Origin of the sequence: Enterobacter hormaechei subsp. hoffmannii (assembly GCF_001729745.1) — a bacterium.
Classification (GTDB): Bacteria; Pseudomonadota; Gammaproteobacteria; order Enterobacterales; family Enterobacteriaceae; genus Enterobacter; species Enterobacter intestinihominis.
Window position 1 is genome coordinate 2,872,469 of sequence record NZ_CP017186.1, and the last position, 13,337, is coordinate 2,885,805.

General features: G+C 54.4%; 13 protein-coding genes. All 13 read right to left on the reverse strand.

Annotated features, from left to right (window positions below; translation table 11 throughout):
* Positions 1–2: 2 nt before the first annotated feature.
* Entirely contained in the window at positions 3–1,226 is a 1,224-nt protein-coding gene (wcaI, locus tag BFV65_RS13515; protein WP_022648633.1) for a colanic acid biosynthesis fucosyltransferase WcaI, read from the reverse strand.
* Positions 1,223–1,702 (reverse strand): GDP-mannose mannosyl hydrolase, encoded by a 480-nt coding sequence (locus BFV65_RS13520; protein WP_072201098.1) that lies wholly within the window; start codon positions 1,700–1,702, stop codon positions 1,223–1,225. Before BFV65_RS13520 ends, wcaI begins: the two co-directional genes overlap by 4 nt.
* 2 nt (positions 1,703–1,704) lie before the next feature.
* On the reverse strand, positions 1,705–2,670 hold the full coding sequence (gene fcl / locus BFV65_RS13525; protein ID WP_015572377.1) for a GDP-L-fucose synthase: 966 nt from the start codon (positions 2,668–2,670) through the stop codon (positions 1,705–1,707).
* Between the two features lie 2 nt (positions 2,671–2,672).
* A complete protein-coding gene (gene gmd / locus BFV65_RS13530) occupies positions 2,673–3,794 on the reverse strand; it encodes a GDP-mannose 4,6-dehydratase (protein WP_003863514.1) in 1,122 nt (373 codons plus the stop codon).
* Positions 3,795–3,818: 24 nt separating this feature from the next.
* Positions 3,819–4,367 carry a colanic acid biosynthesis acetyltransferase WcaF gene (wcaF, locus tag BFV65_RS13535; RefSeq protein WP_003863512.1) on the reverse strand — a complete coding sequence of 183 codons (549 nt, stop codon included), beginning with the start codon at positions 4,365–4,367 and terminating at the stop codon, positions 3,819–3,821.
* Between the two features lie 16 nt (positions 4,368–4,383).
* Positions 4,384–5,130: a colanic acid biosynthesis glycosyltransferase WcaE gene (wcaE, locus tag BFV65_RS13540; RefSeq protein ID WP_023300546.1), complete on the reverse strand. Its 747-nt coding sequence runs from the start codon at positions 5,128–5,130 to the stop codon at positions 4,384–4,386.
* 16 nt (positions 5,131–5,146) lie between these two features.
* The gene (gene wcaD, locus BFV65_RS13545; RefSeq protein ID WP_022648637.1) at positions 5,147–6,367 is read right to left on the reverse strand and encodes a colanic acid polymerase WcaD; all 1,221 of its coding nucleotides are present in this window, start codon (positions 6,365–6,367) and stop codon (positions 5,147–5,149) included.
* Entirely contained in the window at positions 6,342–7,559 is a 1,218-nt protein-coding gene (gene wcaC, locus BFV65_RS13550; RefSeq protein ID WP_023300547.1) for a colanic acid biosynthesis glycosyltransferase WcaC, read from the reverse strand. Before wcaC ends, wcaD begins: the two co-directional genes overlap by 26 nt.
* On the reverse strand, positions 7,556–8,047 hold the full coding sequence (wcaB, locus tag BFV65_RS13555) for a colanic acid biosynthesis acetyltransferase WcaB (RefSeq protein WP_023300548.1): 492 nt from the start codon (positions 8,045–8,047) through the stop codon (positions 7,556–7,558). Before wcaB ends, wcaC begins: the two co-directional genes overlap by 4 nt.
* Positions 8,047–8,889, reverse strand: a complete 843-nt coding sequence (gene wcaA, locus BFV65_RS13560) for a colanic acid biosynthesis glycosyltransferase WcaA (protein ID WP_006811246.1) — start codon at positions 8,887–8,889, stop codon at positions 8,047–8,049. The genes wcaB and wcaA overlap by 1 nt, the downstream gene beginning before the upstream one ends.
* A gap of 122 nt (positions 8,890–9,011) precedes the next feature.
* A complete protein-coding gene (gene wzc / locus BFV65_RS13565; protein WP_063147728.1) occupies positions 9,012–11,174 on the reverse strand; it encodes a tyrosine-protein kinase Wzc in 2,163 nt (720 codons plus the stop codon).
* Positions 11,175–11,176: 2 nt separating this feature from the next.
* Positions 11,177–11,620: a low molecular weight protein-tyrosine-phosphatase Wzb gene (wzb, locus tag BFV65_RS13570; RefSeq protein ID WP_003862078.1), complete on the reverse strand. Its 444-nt coding sequence runs from the start codon at positions 11,618–11,620 to the stop codon at positions 11,177–11,179.
* A 6-nt stretch (positions 11,621–11,626) separates the two neighbouring features.
* A complete protein-coding gene (locus BFV65_RS13575) occupies positions 11,627–12,763 on the reverse strand; it encodes a polysaccharide export protein (RefSeq protein ID WP_022648641.1) in 1,137 nt (378 codons plus the stop codon).
* Positions 12,764–13,337: the final 574 nt, after the last annotated feature.

Below are 13,337 nucleotides of genomic sequence, written 5' to 3' on the forward strand. Positions count from 1 at the left end.
ATTTATCCCCGTATATCTGCAATAAATTGGCTCAGCACGTTCTCTTTCTCGAGCGTGCGTTCGGCATATTCACGTGCCACCGTGTTCTCTTTTGGCATGGCGAGTGCCTGCTCAATTCCGGTCACCAGCGCAGGAACCGATTCTGGCTCTACGCAAACGGCAATGCCCGGGTAGCTGTTGCACAGCTGGCCTAATTCTGTTGCGGCTTCTGCCGTAATCACCGCATTTCCGCCCACTGCCAGAATGTTGGTCAGCTTAGACGGCAGCACCGCATCCGCCGCGCCGCGTTTTTGCACCACCAGATGGCAATCTGCCATTTTCAGCAGCGCGGGCAGCGCGTCATAAGACTGAAGCGGGAAGAAGCGGATGTTGGTCAGTCCGCGCTCGCTGGCCATTTTTTCCAGCCGCGCTTTACCCCCGCCCTGCCCGACTATCACGAACATCCACGGGTGTTCGCTCAGCTGAAGCGCGGCGTCAATCACGCTCTCCAGCCCCTGTTTTTCGCCGATGTTGCCTGAGTAAAGAATGATTTTTTGATCTTCAGGCAAACCGAGCTGCGCGCGTAACGCCTGCGCATCCTGGTCTGTCACATCGCGGAAACGCGCCACTTCGGACCAGTTCGGAAAGAAGATCACCTTCTCCGCCGGGACACCCTTCTCCTGCGCCTTGTTCATCATCGAGCGCGAGATGGTCGAGACGTAATCCACGTTGTGCAGGCCGCTGCGCTCAAAGGCGCTGGCGAGCTTCGCCACCTTGCCGCCCTTGCCTTTCCCGGCCATCCCCAGTCCGAGCATGGCGTCCACTTCATAATCCTGAATGTGCAGCAGGGTGCGCGCGCCGGAGAGTTTGCCCAACAGGCGCATGCCTGGCGTGCAGAACAGGGTCGGCACCACGCCGATGATGCGATCCGGCTTCCAGCGACGTTGCGCCATCAGCGGGAAGAAACTGCTCAGGGCAAAGCTGCCCAGATGAATTAAACGTTTCAGCGTCGAGGGCTGTTTCGGCACGTAGAGCGGGCAGCGCCAGACGGTCGCAGCCCCCTCTTCGCGGCGGTAGCGCCAGCTGGAATAGCGTTCGCCTACCTTCCACTCCGGGTAATACGGCGGGGCAGTAATCACCCGCACGTCATGTCCCTGGCTCGCCATCCACTCGACCATCTCGCCGGTGTATTTCCCGATACCGGTAAGCTCCGGCGAGTAGTTAATTCCGTAGACGAGGATTTTCATAGGCCTGGCACCTCGGCCTGACGTTCCGCAAGGAAGTACGCCCGACTGTTGTCATGGACGTTGTCGCTTGCCAGCAGCGCCTCTGGCGTTAACCAGCGGTAATCGTCATGCTGAGAATCAGGCAGACGCAGGTCTGCCTCACTCACCTTCAGGCGGAACCCCAGCACGACATAGTGCGTGGTGAACCCGGTGCCCGAAAAGTTATCGTCATAGAAGTGCTGCCAGACCCCGTAAAACTGGCCCGCTGCCATCGGCAGTTGCAGGCCCAGTTCCGCCAGAGTGAGACGCTCAAACGCATCGCTTAGCGTCTCATCCTTCTGCACGCGCCCGCCGGGCACGAACCAGAAGCCCTGTGCAGGACGATTGGTTCGTTTCCCCAGCAAGAACTCGCCGCGTTCGTTCTCCACGATCAAATCAATTGAGATGAGCGGAGTGGAACGCACCACCGTGGCAAAATCTTCCTGACTTAAAAACATCATTACCCCCGGAAGCGGTGCTGGTTTTCCAGGAACCACTGGTAGGTGCTGGCCAGCCCCTGCTCCAGTGAGACCTCGTGATACCAGCCCAGCTGATGCAGACGGGTCACGTCCAGCAGCTTGCGCGGCGTGCCGTCCGGTTTGGTGGCATCAAACACCACGCGTCCTTTGTAGCCCACCACCTGCGCGATGGTCTGCGCCAGCTCACGAATGGTGCAGTCCACGCCGGTCCCGACGTTAATGTGCGACAGCATCGGCTCGGTGTTTTCCTGCCACACCTCGCGATCCAGCTCCATGACGTGAATGCTGGCTGCCGCCATATCGTCCACGTGCAGGAACTCGCGCATTGGCGTGCCGCTGCCCCACACCACCACGTCCGGGGCGTTTTCGGCAGTCGCCTCGTGGAAACGACGCAGCAGCGCCGGGATCACGTGCGAATTGCTCGGGTGGAAGTTGTCGTGCGGTCCGTAGAGGTTGGTCGGCATTACCGAGCGATAGTCGCGGTTATACTGACGGTTGTACGATTCACACAGCTTGATCCCGGCAATTTTGGCAATCGCGTACGGCTCGTTGGTGGCTTCCAGCGTGCCCTGCAACAGTTCGCTCTCGGCGATCGGCTGTTTCGCCATTTTTGGGTAGATACAGGATGAACCGAGGAACAGCAGCTTGTTCACGTTGTGCAGATGCGCCGCGTGAATGATGTTGCTCTCAATCATCATGTTCTCGTAGATGAAATCCGCCGGGTAGGTGTTGTTAGCGACAATGCCGCCCACCTTCGCCGCCGCCAGATACACCTGGTCGATACGTTCGCTGGCGAAGAAGTCCTGCACCGCTTTGCTGTCAAGCAAGTTCAGCTCGTCGCGGGTGCGAACAATCACCTCAACGTCGCCCCGCTGTTCAAGCTGGCGGACAATCGCGGAACCCACCATTCCGCGATGACCGGCGACAAAAATACGTTGTTTTGTCATTCTCAGGACTCCAGCGCGATGGCAACCTCGTAGCCATGGGACTTGAGCAGGGAGTGTTTTTTCGCTGCTTCAAGATCTTTGGCCACCATCTCGGATACCATTTCTTGCAGGGTGGTTTCTGGTTTCCAGCCCAGCTTCTCGTGCGCTTTGGTTGGGTCGCCCAGCAGGGTTTCCACTTCAGCAGGACGGAAGTAACGCGGATCCACCTGAACAATCACGTCGCCTGGCTTCACGCCCGGTGCGTCGTGGCCGGTCACGGAAACAACGATACCCTTCTCTTCCACGCCGGTGCCTTCGAAGCGCAGCTTGATGCCCAGCTGTGCCGCAGCCATCTCAACGAACTGACGTACGGAGTACTGCACGCCGGTCGCGATCACGAAGTCTTCTGGCTGTTCCTGCTGCAGCATCATCCACTGCATTTTCACGTAGTCTTTCGCATGGCCCCAGTCACGCAGGGAGTCCATGTTGCCGAGGTGCAGGCAGGATTCCAGACCCTGAGCGATGTTGGCGATAGCGCGGGTGATTTTACGGGTCACGAAGGTTTCGCCACGACGTGGGGATTCGTGGTTGAACAGAATGCCGTTACAGGCGTACATGCCGTAGGATTCACGGTAGTTCACAGTGATCCAGTAAGCGTACAGTTTCGCTACCGCGTACGGAGAACGTGGGTAGAACGGCGTAGTCTCTTTCTGTGGAATTTCCTGCACCAGGCCGTACAGCTCAGAGGTAGATGCCTGATAGAAACGGGTTTTCTTCTCAAGACCCAGGAAGCGAATCGCTTCCAGCAGACGCAGGGTACCCATGGCGTCCACGTCAGCGGTGTATTCCGGGGATTCGAAGGAGACCGCAACGTGGCTCATCGCGCCCAGGTTGTAGACTTCATCCGGCTGTACTTCCTGCAGGATGCGGGTCAGGTTGGAGGTATCGGTCAGGTCGCCGTAGTGCAGGTGGAATTTCGGGTTCGCCGCGTGAGGATCCTGATAAATATGATCGACACGTTCGGTGTTAAATGAAGACGCACGACGTTTAATACCGTGTACTTCATACCCTTTTTCCAGCAGTAACTCTGCCAGGTAAGAACCATCCTGCCCGGTAACGCCGGTGATGAGAGCGACTTTAGACATGTTTATATTCCTCTACTTATGAATTTAATCAGTTTCAACGCGTTCGCGTATCACCACTGCGGGGTTGCCACGGCAAATTTTATTTGCCGGTAGCGATTTAAAAACGCTGCTGCGGGCACCGACTACCGTGCCATCGCCAACAGAAACACCGGGTGCAACAAAGACGTCTGTTGCCAGCCAGCATTTTTCACCGATCACAACAGGCGAAGCGGTAATATCAAAATGCGGGCTCATAAAATCGTGACTGCCGGTGCACAAATAACACTTCTGTGAAACCACCGAATTTGCGCCAATCGTAATCTCGCCAAGGGTATATAACACCGCGTCATCCCCTACCCAAGCGTAATCCCCAAGCGTTAATTTCCAGGGATAAGTAATTTTCACCGAAGGACGAATGACTACGTTTTTTCCTATTTTTGCGCCAAACAGACGCAGTAAAAATGCGCGCCAGCGGTACAGTATTTGCGGCGACCAGGCAAATAACGTTGCCTGTACAGCCCACCACAGTTGAACTTTAATACCGCTCCCGCCCCGAAAACCTTTCGGCACGGAGAATCCATTTAATTCCTGCATTACGTTTCCTTATATCTCAGGCTTTGTTATATAAGGCTTTCGCTTTACCCGTCGTTTTCAGACGTAAGAAATAAGATAATTCCGCCCAGAACCCCGGCACGCGTAATATTTTACGCTGCACGTTTTTGGCATCCTGGCACAATTCCAGATTATTCGAGGTTGACACGCCGCCCATTGAAAATTCGGATACCAGTCCTTTAATTCGACGGAACGGGTAGCCAGATTTGTACAGGCTGGCGGCCAGGGCATAATCTGATGACACTTTATATTGCAAATCGTAAGGCTGCTTTTTTAGGCCACTCATCGGGAAGAAAATAGCCTGATGGCTTGCCGGCAGGCTGTGGTAGATATACCAGCCTGGTTTCGCGCCGCGCAGCACTTTTTTCCCCTCGCCGAAATCAAGCAGCGCATCACCGATAAACATGGCATCTTCTTTCTGGCGCGCCAGCTGGCGTGCAAACAGCGCCACATCTTCATGGAACACGTCGCCGGAATTGAGGAAGATGGCGTAGCGCCCCTGCGCCATGTTGATGCCTTTATTCATGGCATCGTAAATGCCTTTATCTTTCTCGCTGATGTAACGTAAGTTGAACTCACCGTTAAGTTTTTCCAGGAACTCCGCCGTGCCGTCGTTCGAGCCGCCATCGACCACGATCCACTCAAAAGTGAGGCTCGGATCGCGCGCCAGGTTGCGCAGCGAGCGCCAGGTTTTTACCACCCCTTCGTGGTTACGAAAGGCGACAGTAATGACGCTAAGAAACATAAATCACCTCATTTCGTCATACGCTCGTAATATTCAGCGCTTTGCGCAAAATAAACGGACATACAATTAAGAATGCATATTCCGGGCTAAATATTGACCCGGTAAAAAACAACGACACCGGTGTGAACAGATAAAGTTGCACGCGAAAGTTCTGGTTATCACCAAACGCGTTAATCATCATTTTGAAAACTTTAAACAGATACCACAGTGTCAACAGTACGGCGAACCAGGAAAAATAGATAATTAACAGATACAGACCATTGTCTATGGTTTTACCGACATCCGCACCGTTAAAGATTCCGAATGATGCAACATATTCGTAAAGTGAGCCGAATCTTACTACGCCATCAATATGGGTTAAGGAATAACCCACCATCACCAGTGGACCAATGATGCGATAATAGGACGACGAACCTTCCGTTCCCAAATCACCCAGACGTTCAGAAATGTACGGGAAGGCGAATATTACGCCCACTAAAAATACCGTCAGAGAAATGATCGCCAGCGGCAGTTTTTTCTTAATCGCCTCTTTGTTCAGGTACTGGAACGCCCACTCCAGCAGGTAAAACAGAATAAACGTCATTACCCCTGAGAACGACCCTGACAGAACGATTCCTGCAAGAATCATAGCATCGGTCTTGGGGGTTTTGATACCGAACTGTTTGATGCTGAGCCAAATTGAGATTAATGCCAGAGCAAAAAACGCCGGTTCAAAATAGAGCGCAGTGGTACGCTTGCCACCAAACTTAATGAAGTTCAGTACATAGCTGTTACTGTATATAAGATATTTCGAAATTATTTCCATCAGGCTACTGCCGCCTGTGAGAATAATTTGCGCCATCTCCAATGCCGCAAGCATAACAATCAGCCCGACGACAATATAAAAGAACCTGAGGATTTTCCTATAATTGTGCGGAGAGATAGTTTTAAAACGAATACTCCACACCATGCCAATAATGATAACGATATAAACAAACAGCATGGTGGAGGTGACATATTTGCTGGCGTCCAGCGACTGACCAAAGATGTAGTTAAACGCCGTCAGACCAAACCCGATCCCCAGCGCAATCATCAGCTTTTTGAGGTTAAGCTTGTCAACGTATAGCAACAGCAGAACCGGCAGGAAGGTGACGATGGTGATTGGGAAGCTTTCACCGAGCTGGGCAATCTTGACGTTGACCAGCAGGTAGATCAGCGGCAGCAGCAGATAACTACAGATTCTGATAGAACGAGACATACTCCTCCAGCATCTGTTGTCCACTGTACGCTTTGCGGCTGCGGTTGCGGAACGATTCCAGGTCCGTGCCAAAAACAGCCTGCGCGATATCGGCCTTCGACAGCTGCACCAGCGGCAGCACCTCGTTCTCACTGAAGGTTTTACCGCCCGATTTCTCCAGCACTTCGCGCGCCGCGTCGCTGTGGGTGGCAATCACCGGCACGCCAATGGAGAGCGCTTCGCACAGGATCAGCGGGTAGTTGTCCACGCGGGAGCTGAACACCAGCGCGTCCATACCGTTGAGCGCGCTCATCAGTTTGCGCTTGTCGGTTTCAAACCCGTGATTCACCACGTTAGCGCCTTCGAACGGCGAGAATTTGCCGAAGGTATGCAGCTCAATTTTGTCGCCGAGCGCCATCATGTCGCGCACCAGCTGTTGGTTGGTTTTGCCGTCGTAGCGCAGGTCATGGGCGACGACCGCAATTTTCGGCTTGCCGGTGGTAATGGCTACGGGCGTCAGTTCGGCCAGGATCTCTTCCGTCGCCACATCAATACCGTTGTTGATAATCTGGCAGCGCCCTGCTCCGTACAGGCTATTAAAAGCATCTGCCACGTGCTGGCTTGGAGAGATAAAGGTGCAGCCGAGCGAGAGCATGTCGCGGAACAGCTGACGCTTGCCCTCAACCAGCTGATGCGCGCGATCGACCTTCACCGGCGGATAGTTGCTGAGCGTAGGGCATTTCTGGCAGTTATCTTTCCAGCCTTCGCAGCCGTCGGTAAAGGCGCAGCGTCCGGTCACGCTCCAGTGGTCGTGTAGCGTCCAGACGAAACGGGTGTCCGGCTTGTGCGCCTTCACTTTGCCACAAAACGCTACCACCTCTTCCAGATTCAGCCAGTAGCTGTGTAGCACGTGGAAGTGCAGCACAACCGGCCCGCGGGTGCGGGTGACGGTGCGGTAGAGATTATTCAGGTTGCCGAACAGGTCGCGGTTAAACAGGCGGAACAGCGCAATATTGGCGATGGAGGTCAGACGTGGCGTCTGCTTCAACACCTGCGGATAGTTATCATGGCTGACGCTTTTCTTGCCGCCCTTGCCGTAACCGTAAACAAAGCGCGACTGTAATCCTTTTTGCAGCGCGCGCTGGTGCAGATCCAGCGCTACGCCTGCCGCCCCGCCCTCTGCGAGGCGTACGTTAAATTGCAGAATGTTCATTTAATCACCTTCACGCGGGCTTTCTCGCCCACCACCAGCGCATTGTCCGGAATGCTGTCCAGCACCACGCTGCCTGCGCCAACCGTCACGTTATTGCCCACGGTAATCTCCCCGATCATCACCACGTTGGCGCCCAACTCGACGTTATTGCCAATCACCGGGCAGGCCAGGCTGTCTGGCCCACGGTTGCCGATTGTCACCCCGTGGCGAATGGTGAAATCATCACCCGCGACGACGAACTTGTTGATGACGACCGCATAGCCGTGATGAATGGTAAAGCGGCGGCCAATGGTGGCAGCGGCCTGAATTTCATAGCCAAAAAAGCATTCGGTGATGATGCGGTACAGCACCAGCACCGGCGCGGCCCAGATGTTGTTCAGCACATTTTTTTTGCGCCACACCGAGCAAAAGTGCGCAATACGGTAGGCCAGAACCATGCAGCACGGGCGCAGGCTCCAGCTGTTAGCGCGGCAATCTTCCAGAAACATTATTTCCCCCGAAGCCCGTCAGCCAGACGCTTGCCGTTACGCACCGACAGCAGCGTCAGCAGCGTGCGCCAGTTCATGCGCTTATTGCGGATCTGATAGAGGGTAAAGAGCTGATACTTCCGACTGGCACGGTCAAACTTGTCCTTGTGCTTGCGGTAAAAATGGAAGTAGCCCGAGAATTTTTTCGGTGACGAGGTGATCTGCATCTCCCCGTGGTTGATGTGCAGGATCTGCGTGGCCTCTTCCACCTTCCACGGCTCGCCGTACTCCACCACCATCCGCAGGAAAATGTCGTAATCCTGTGCGGCCTTCAGCTCGGTATCGAACAGACACTCCTTAAAGCGCCAGGCCCAGGTAAACACCTGGTTGCCGATAATGTTGCGCTTGTAGAACAGGCGGCGGGAATACGGTGATTTCGGATACAGCGGCAGGCTGGCCGGCTGCGAATAGACCTCGCCCTGACAGACATAGTCGTTGGCATACAGAAACGCGTGGGTCACCAGCTGCGCTTTGTGCGACAGGAAGATCGACAGACGGTTTGGCGTCCATTCGTCATCATCGTCGATACCGGTCAGATACTGCCCTTTCGCCTGCATAATCGCCTGATTGCGCACCGCGCACGCCCCGGAGTTGATGGCGTTGTGCGTGTACACCACGCGCGGGTCGTTCAGGTCTTCGACAAACTTTTGTAGCTGTTCGTAAGAGGAGGAACAGTCATCCACGATAATCAGTTCCCAGTTATCGTAATCCTGACGCAGGACCGATTTAATCGCGCGGATCGCCAGCTGCTGACGATTCCATGTCGGCATATAGATAGAAATCAAAGGGCGTTGTGTGCTCATGTATTCCTCCTGCCCCTCACCCCGGCCCTCTCCCCGGAGGGGAGAGGGTGAAAGACCGCACCAGGCAGTCCCCTCTCCCCTCAGGGGAGAGGGTTAGGGTGAGGGGTGTGGGGTGTGTTTTGTTATTTAGAGTCAGACTTGTATTCGTACTCGTAGTAGCCGTAATCCTGATAACCCGTCGCACGGCGGAAGATGGAGTTCAGAATGACCCCTTTCACCTCAATACCGTTCTGCTCAAAGCGGCTCAGGCTGGTTTCCACTTCCTTCAGGGTGTTCACCGCATAGCGTGCAACCATCAGCGTGGTGCCCGCATGACGCCCTACCACGGCGGCGTCGGTGACCGCCAGAATTGGTGGGGTATCGATCAGCACCAGGTCATAGTTTTTGCTTGCCCACTCGATCAGCTGCGTGAAGCGCTCGCTCATCAGCAGTTCAGACGGGTTCGGCGGTACCTGGCCACGCGGGATCAGGTCAAATTTCGGAATCGAGGTCGGCTTGGCGCTCTCGCTGATCTCCCCTTTACCCAGCAGGATTTCCGACAGGCCGTTAACGTTGTTGGTGCCCAGCAGCTCATGGGTGTAGCCCTTACGCATGTCGCAGTCGATCAGCAGCACGCGCTTGTTGGTCTGGCTCACCACCGCCGCCAGGTTGGCACAGACGAAGGTCTTACCAATTGACGGGCTGACACCGGTCATCATCAGGACGTTGTTTTTGGCCTGCATCATGGCGAAGTGGAGGCTGGTACGCAGGCTACGCACCGCTTCAATCGCCAGGTCGGTCGGGTTACCCACGGCCAGCAGCTGGCTCTGTTTGTAACGCTTGACGCCCTTAACGGTTTTGACGCTGTCACGGGACTTCTGCCACTCCGAAAGCGGGATGCTGGCGTACACGCTGATCCCGTTCTCTTCCAGCACCTGCGGGCTTTCGATACCGCGGTTGAACAGCGAGCGCAGCAGCACGCCGACGATAGAGAGCATCAGGCCGAGAATAATGCTGCCGAGGATAATCAGCGCTTTCTTCGGCTTCAGCACGCCCGGCTGGGTAATCGCCGGGTCAACGATACGCACGTCGCCCACGGTGCTGGCTTCGGTGATTTTCAGCTCCTGCTGCTTGTTCAGCAGTTGCATGTAAACCTGCTGGCCGGATTCCACATCACGCGTCAGGCGTACGATTTCCTGCTGCGTCTTCGGCATCGCGGTCACGCGGTCATTCAGCTTCGCCTTCTCTTCTTCCAGGGTACGACGTTTCTCGAGCAGCGTGCGGTACGCCGGGTGACGTTTGGTATAGAGCTTGGAAATTTCCGCCTCTTTAAAGGTCAGCTCGTTTAGCTGCGCATCAATATTGACCATGGAGTCGAGAACCGATTTCGCCTCCAGCGGCAGGTCGACGGAGTCTTTATCCTGACGGTATGCGTTCAGCTTGTTCTCGGCGTCATCCAGACGGGCGCGCACCTCCGGCAACTGTTTACTGAGGAACGCGAGGCTTTTAGCGGCTTCCGCTGACTTGCGCTCAACGTTCTGCTCAAGGTAGTTACGGGTGATGCTGTTCAGGATGTCGCGGATTTGATCCTTGTCTTCACCTGTGAAGGTCATGCTCAGGACGCCGGTGTCCTTGCCGTTTTCGGTGACGGTCAGGTTGTTTTGCAGATTGTTGATCATTCCGAGCGTCGAGAATTTGGTGACCGTAAACTCACCGCCCTCGTGCGCCTGGATGGCACCAACCCTGATGCTCACGCCCTCTTTGGTCAGCATCTGCCCCACTTCGCCGCGCGCGCTGAAGCCTGCGTCGCTGGTCAGCTGATACTGTTTTGGTCCCAGCACGGTCAGGGTAAAGGTTTGGTCCCCTGCCCCTTTTGGAATCACGAAGTCGGTCACTTTTACCGTATCGTTACTGCGCCCCATCAGGCGATCCCAGCCTGCGCCAAACACCGGGAAGGTGTTTTTGGTGACCGCGATATCCAGCCCCAGATCGTGAACCGTTTTGCCCAATACCAGGCGCGACTGGATCAGCTGAATTTCAGCCTCCGATGCCGGCGGCTTGTTGGCCAGCGCAGAGCCGATATCCTGAACCAGCGAGTTTCCGGTATTTTGTTCGATCTGCACCAGCGCGTCGGCGCTGTAAATAGGCGTCGCGAACAGCGTATAAACGATCGCCGCCACGGCAAAGATGGCGGTTATACCCAGCACCCACCATTTCGCTTCAATAACGGTCCCGACCAGGCGACCGATATCGATTTCATCACTGCCCGACGTCGGGGCGGCAGAAGGTCTTGTTTTTTCTGTCATTGTTATCCCTGCTGAGCTTTCAGTGCCTGCGCCCACTGGCGGGCAGACTGGTCTAGTAAGGTGTATACCGCCTCAAAGGCCTCGCGGCTCTTGCGATACGGATCGGGAATTTCGCGCTCACCATCCCAGTGACCAAACAGCATCACCTTGCCGCGCATCTCCGGTGCGATATCGCACAGCGCGTGAATGTGGCGTTTTTCCATCGCGAGGATCAGGTCATATTCCCGGCACATTCGGCCAGAGACCTGACGGGCAACGTGCCCGTCGAGTGAGAGGTTATGCTCAAGGGCGACGCTTGCGGCACGTTCGTCGGCACCTTTTCCGACCAGCGCGCCCAGCCCTGCGGAGTCGACCGTTAACGCAGGCTGGTAATTTTTCAACAGCCTTTCAGCCGTGGGGGAACGGCAAATGTTCCCCACACATACCACCAGAATTTTGTTAAACATCGCGGCTTACCAGGTATGAATGTCGCTCGCCGTATCCGTCATGTAGCGAACGCCACTGATGGTAGGCAGCAACTGGTTGATCAGACGGTTCCAGCGGGCAACCGGCGCGGTGGTGACATAGACCACATCGTATGGCTGGAGACGGAACGACGTTGCCATGACCAGCGACGTCGCGTCGGACATGTCCAGCTGGTAGATGTTGGCAATCTTGCCTTTCGCGTTTTCGCCTTTGATTGGACGGATCACAAAGATACCGCTGGCGTTGGAGGCGGTCAGATCGATACCTTCCGCGTTGCCCAGCGCTTCGGTCAGGGTCATACCGCTGAAGTCCATCTTGAGGGTGCTCTGTTTCTTCACTTCACCCATCACGAACACTTTCAGATCGTCGTTGCGCGGCACGTAAAGAATATCGCCCGGATAGAGGAGACGGTTCTGGGTCAGGTCACCGTTTTGCATCAGCGCCTGAAGCGAAATGCGCTGCTCTTTGCCGTTGTGGGTCAGCACCACGTTGCGCCAGTCAGCACCGTCGGTTAAGCCGCCTGCGGCATTGATCGCATCAAGCACGGTGAGCGGGACGTTGGTGATAGCCTGCTGGCCGGATTTGTTGACCTGGCCTGAGATATAGGCTTTCTGGGATCGGAACGCGGCGATATTAACGTCCACCTGCGGGTCAGCAATGTACTGCGCCAGGCGGCCGGTAATATCACTACGGATCTCAGCAAGCGTTTTTCCCGCGACGTGCACTTTGCCAATGTAGGGATAGAACATGGTGCCATCGGACTGTACCCAGTTACCGGTGTCGCTTGAGCTACGGTACTGGCCCGCAGGCGTGGTCAGCTCCGGGTGATCCCAGACGGTCACGTTAATGACGTCACCCGGACCCACGCGATACTGGTAAGAGGCAATTTCCTGGTCCAGAGACATATTTGGCTGAGCAACATTCGGACGTGGGCGTAATTGTTCTACCAGACGTGGGGTTAATGGGTAAACATTCACCATTTTGTCGAGATCAAAATCAGCATCCTGCTGTTTAATCACATCCTTGCCCATTGTTGACATATTGCTGCCGGGAAAGACCGTGCAACCACTCATCAAGGTCACAGACACCAATAATGGCATCAATTTCATTTTGGATTTCATCATTGATTATTTATCACTTTGGCAGAGTAATTATCCTGTGCAATTAAAATAAGCGCGGGGCGTGGTGACAATCAGAATGCAGTTAATCATTTAGCAATATAACTGGCATCAGTCCTAAAAAAAGCTTATTCATCCATTGGCTATTGACAGAATAATTGAGGCTGATTCACACGCTTTCAGGCACGCTACCGCCCTTGGCTTTCAGTTACCAATCCACTGACTAAACAATGCGTTATGGTTAGACACCCTCTTGGATCAGGCCTTTTGAGAAATATATCCGCCACCTTAAACGGGTGATTGATAATGTATAACCTTCACCAAAGACTGAAACAAAAATAGCAACAAGGAGATTTAACATTTGATGCTGGAAGAATTGTTGCAGCTAACCTAATAGCAGGCAAGGAGACAACCGTCCTAATATTCGTTTTTAAGATTAATATTAAGAGCAAAGTTTTGAGGTTTTCGGATTTTCTTTATATTGACAAAATAGAGCGCCAGACCATTTATTGCGATATATCCTAAATATCGTCTTTTGTAATTAAATCTTCGCATTTAACTTATTTACACCGCCCCGCAA

What these genes read in the sequence shown, in the direction of transcription:
- wcaI (WP_022648633.1), bottom strand. Translation starts at nt 1,226, where the DNA reads ATGAAAATCCTCGTCTACGGAATTAACTACTCGCCGGAGCTTACCGGT.
- BFV65_RS13520 (WP_072201098.1), bottom strand. Translation starts at nt 1,702, where the DNA reads ATGTTTTTAAGTCAGGAAGATTTTGCCACGGTGGTGCGTTCCACTCCG.
- fcl (WP_015572377.1), bottom strand. Translation starts at nt 2,670, where the DNA reads ATGACAAAACAACGTATTTTTGTCGCCGGTCATCGCGGAATGGTGGGT.
- gmd (WP_003863514.1), bottom strand. Translation starts at nt 3,794, where the DNA reads ATGTCTAAAGTCGCTCTCATCACCGGCGTTACCGGGCAGGATGGTTCT.
- wcaF (WP_003863512.1), bottom strand. Translation starts at nt 4,367, where the DNA reads ATGCAGGAATTAAATGGATTCTCCGTGCCGAAAGGTTTTCGGGGCGGG.
- wcaE (WP_023300546.1), bottom strand. Translation starts at nt 5,130, where the DNA reads ATGTTTCTTAGCGTCATTACTGTCGCCTTTCGTAACCACGAAGGGGTG.
- wcaD (WP_022648637.1), bottom strand. Translation starts at nt 6,367, where the DNA reads ATGTCTCGTTCTATCAGAATCTGTAGTTATCTGCTGCTGCCGCTGATC.
- wcaC (WP_023300547.1), bottom strand. Translation starts at nt 7,559, where the DNA reads ATGAACATTCTGCAATTTAACGTACGCCTCGCAGAGGGCGGGGCGGCA.
- wcaB (WP_023300548.1), bottom strand. Translation starts at nt 8,047, where the DNA reads ATGTTTCTGGAAGATTGCCGCGCTAACAGCTGGAGCCTGCGCCCGTGC.
- wcaA (WP_006811246.1), bottom strand. Translation starts at nt 8,889, where the DNA reads ATGAGCACACAACGCCCTTTGATTTCTATCTATATGCCGACATGGAAT.
- wzc (WP_063147728.1), bottom strand. Translation starts at nt 11,174, where the DNA reads ATGACAGAAAAAACAAGACCTTCTGCCGCCCCGACGTCGGGCAGTGAT.
- wzb (WP_003862078.1), bottom strand. Translation starts at nt 11,620, where the DNA reads ATGTTTAACAAAATTCTGGTGGTATGTGTGGGGAACATTTGCCGTTCC.
- BFV65_RS13575 (WP_022648641.1), bottom strand. Translation starts at nt 12,763, where the DNA reads ATGATGAAATCCAAAATGAAATTGATGCCATTATTGGTGTCTGTGACC.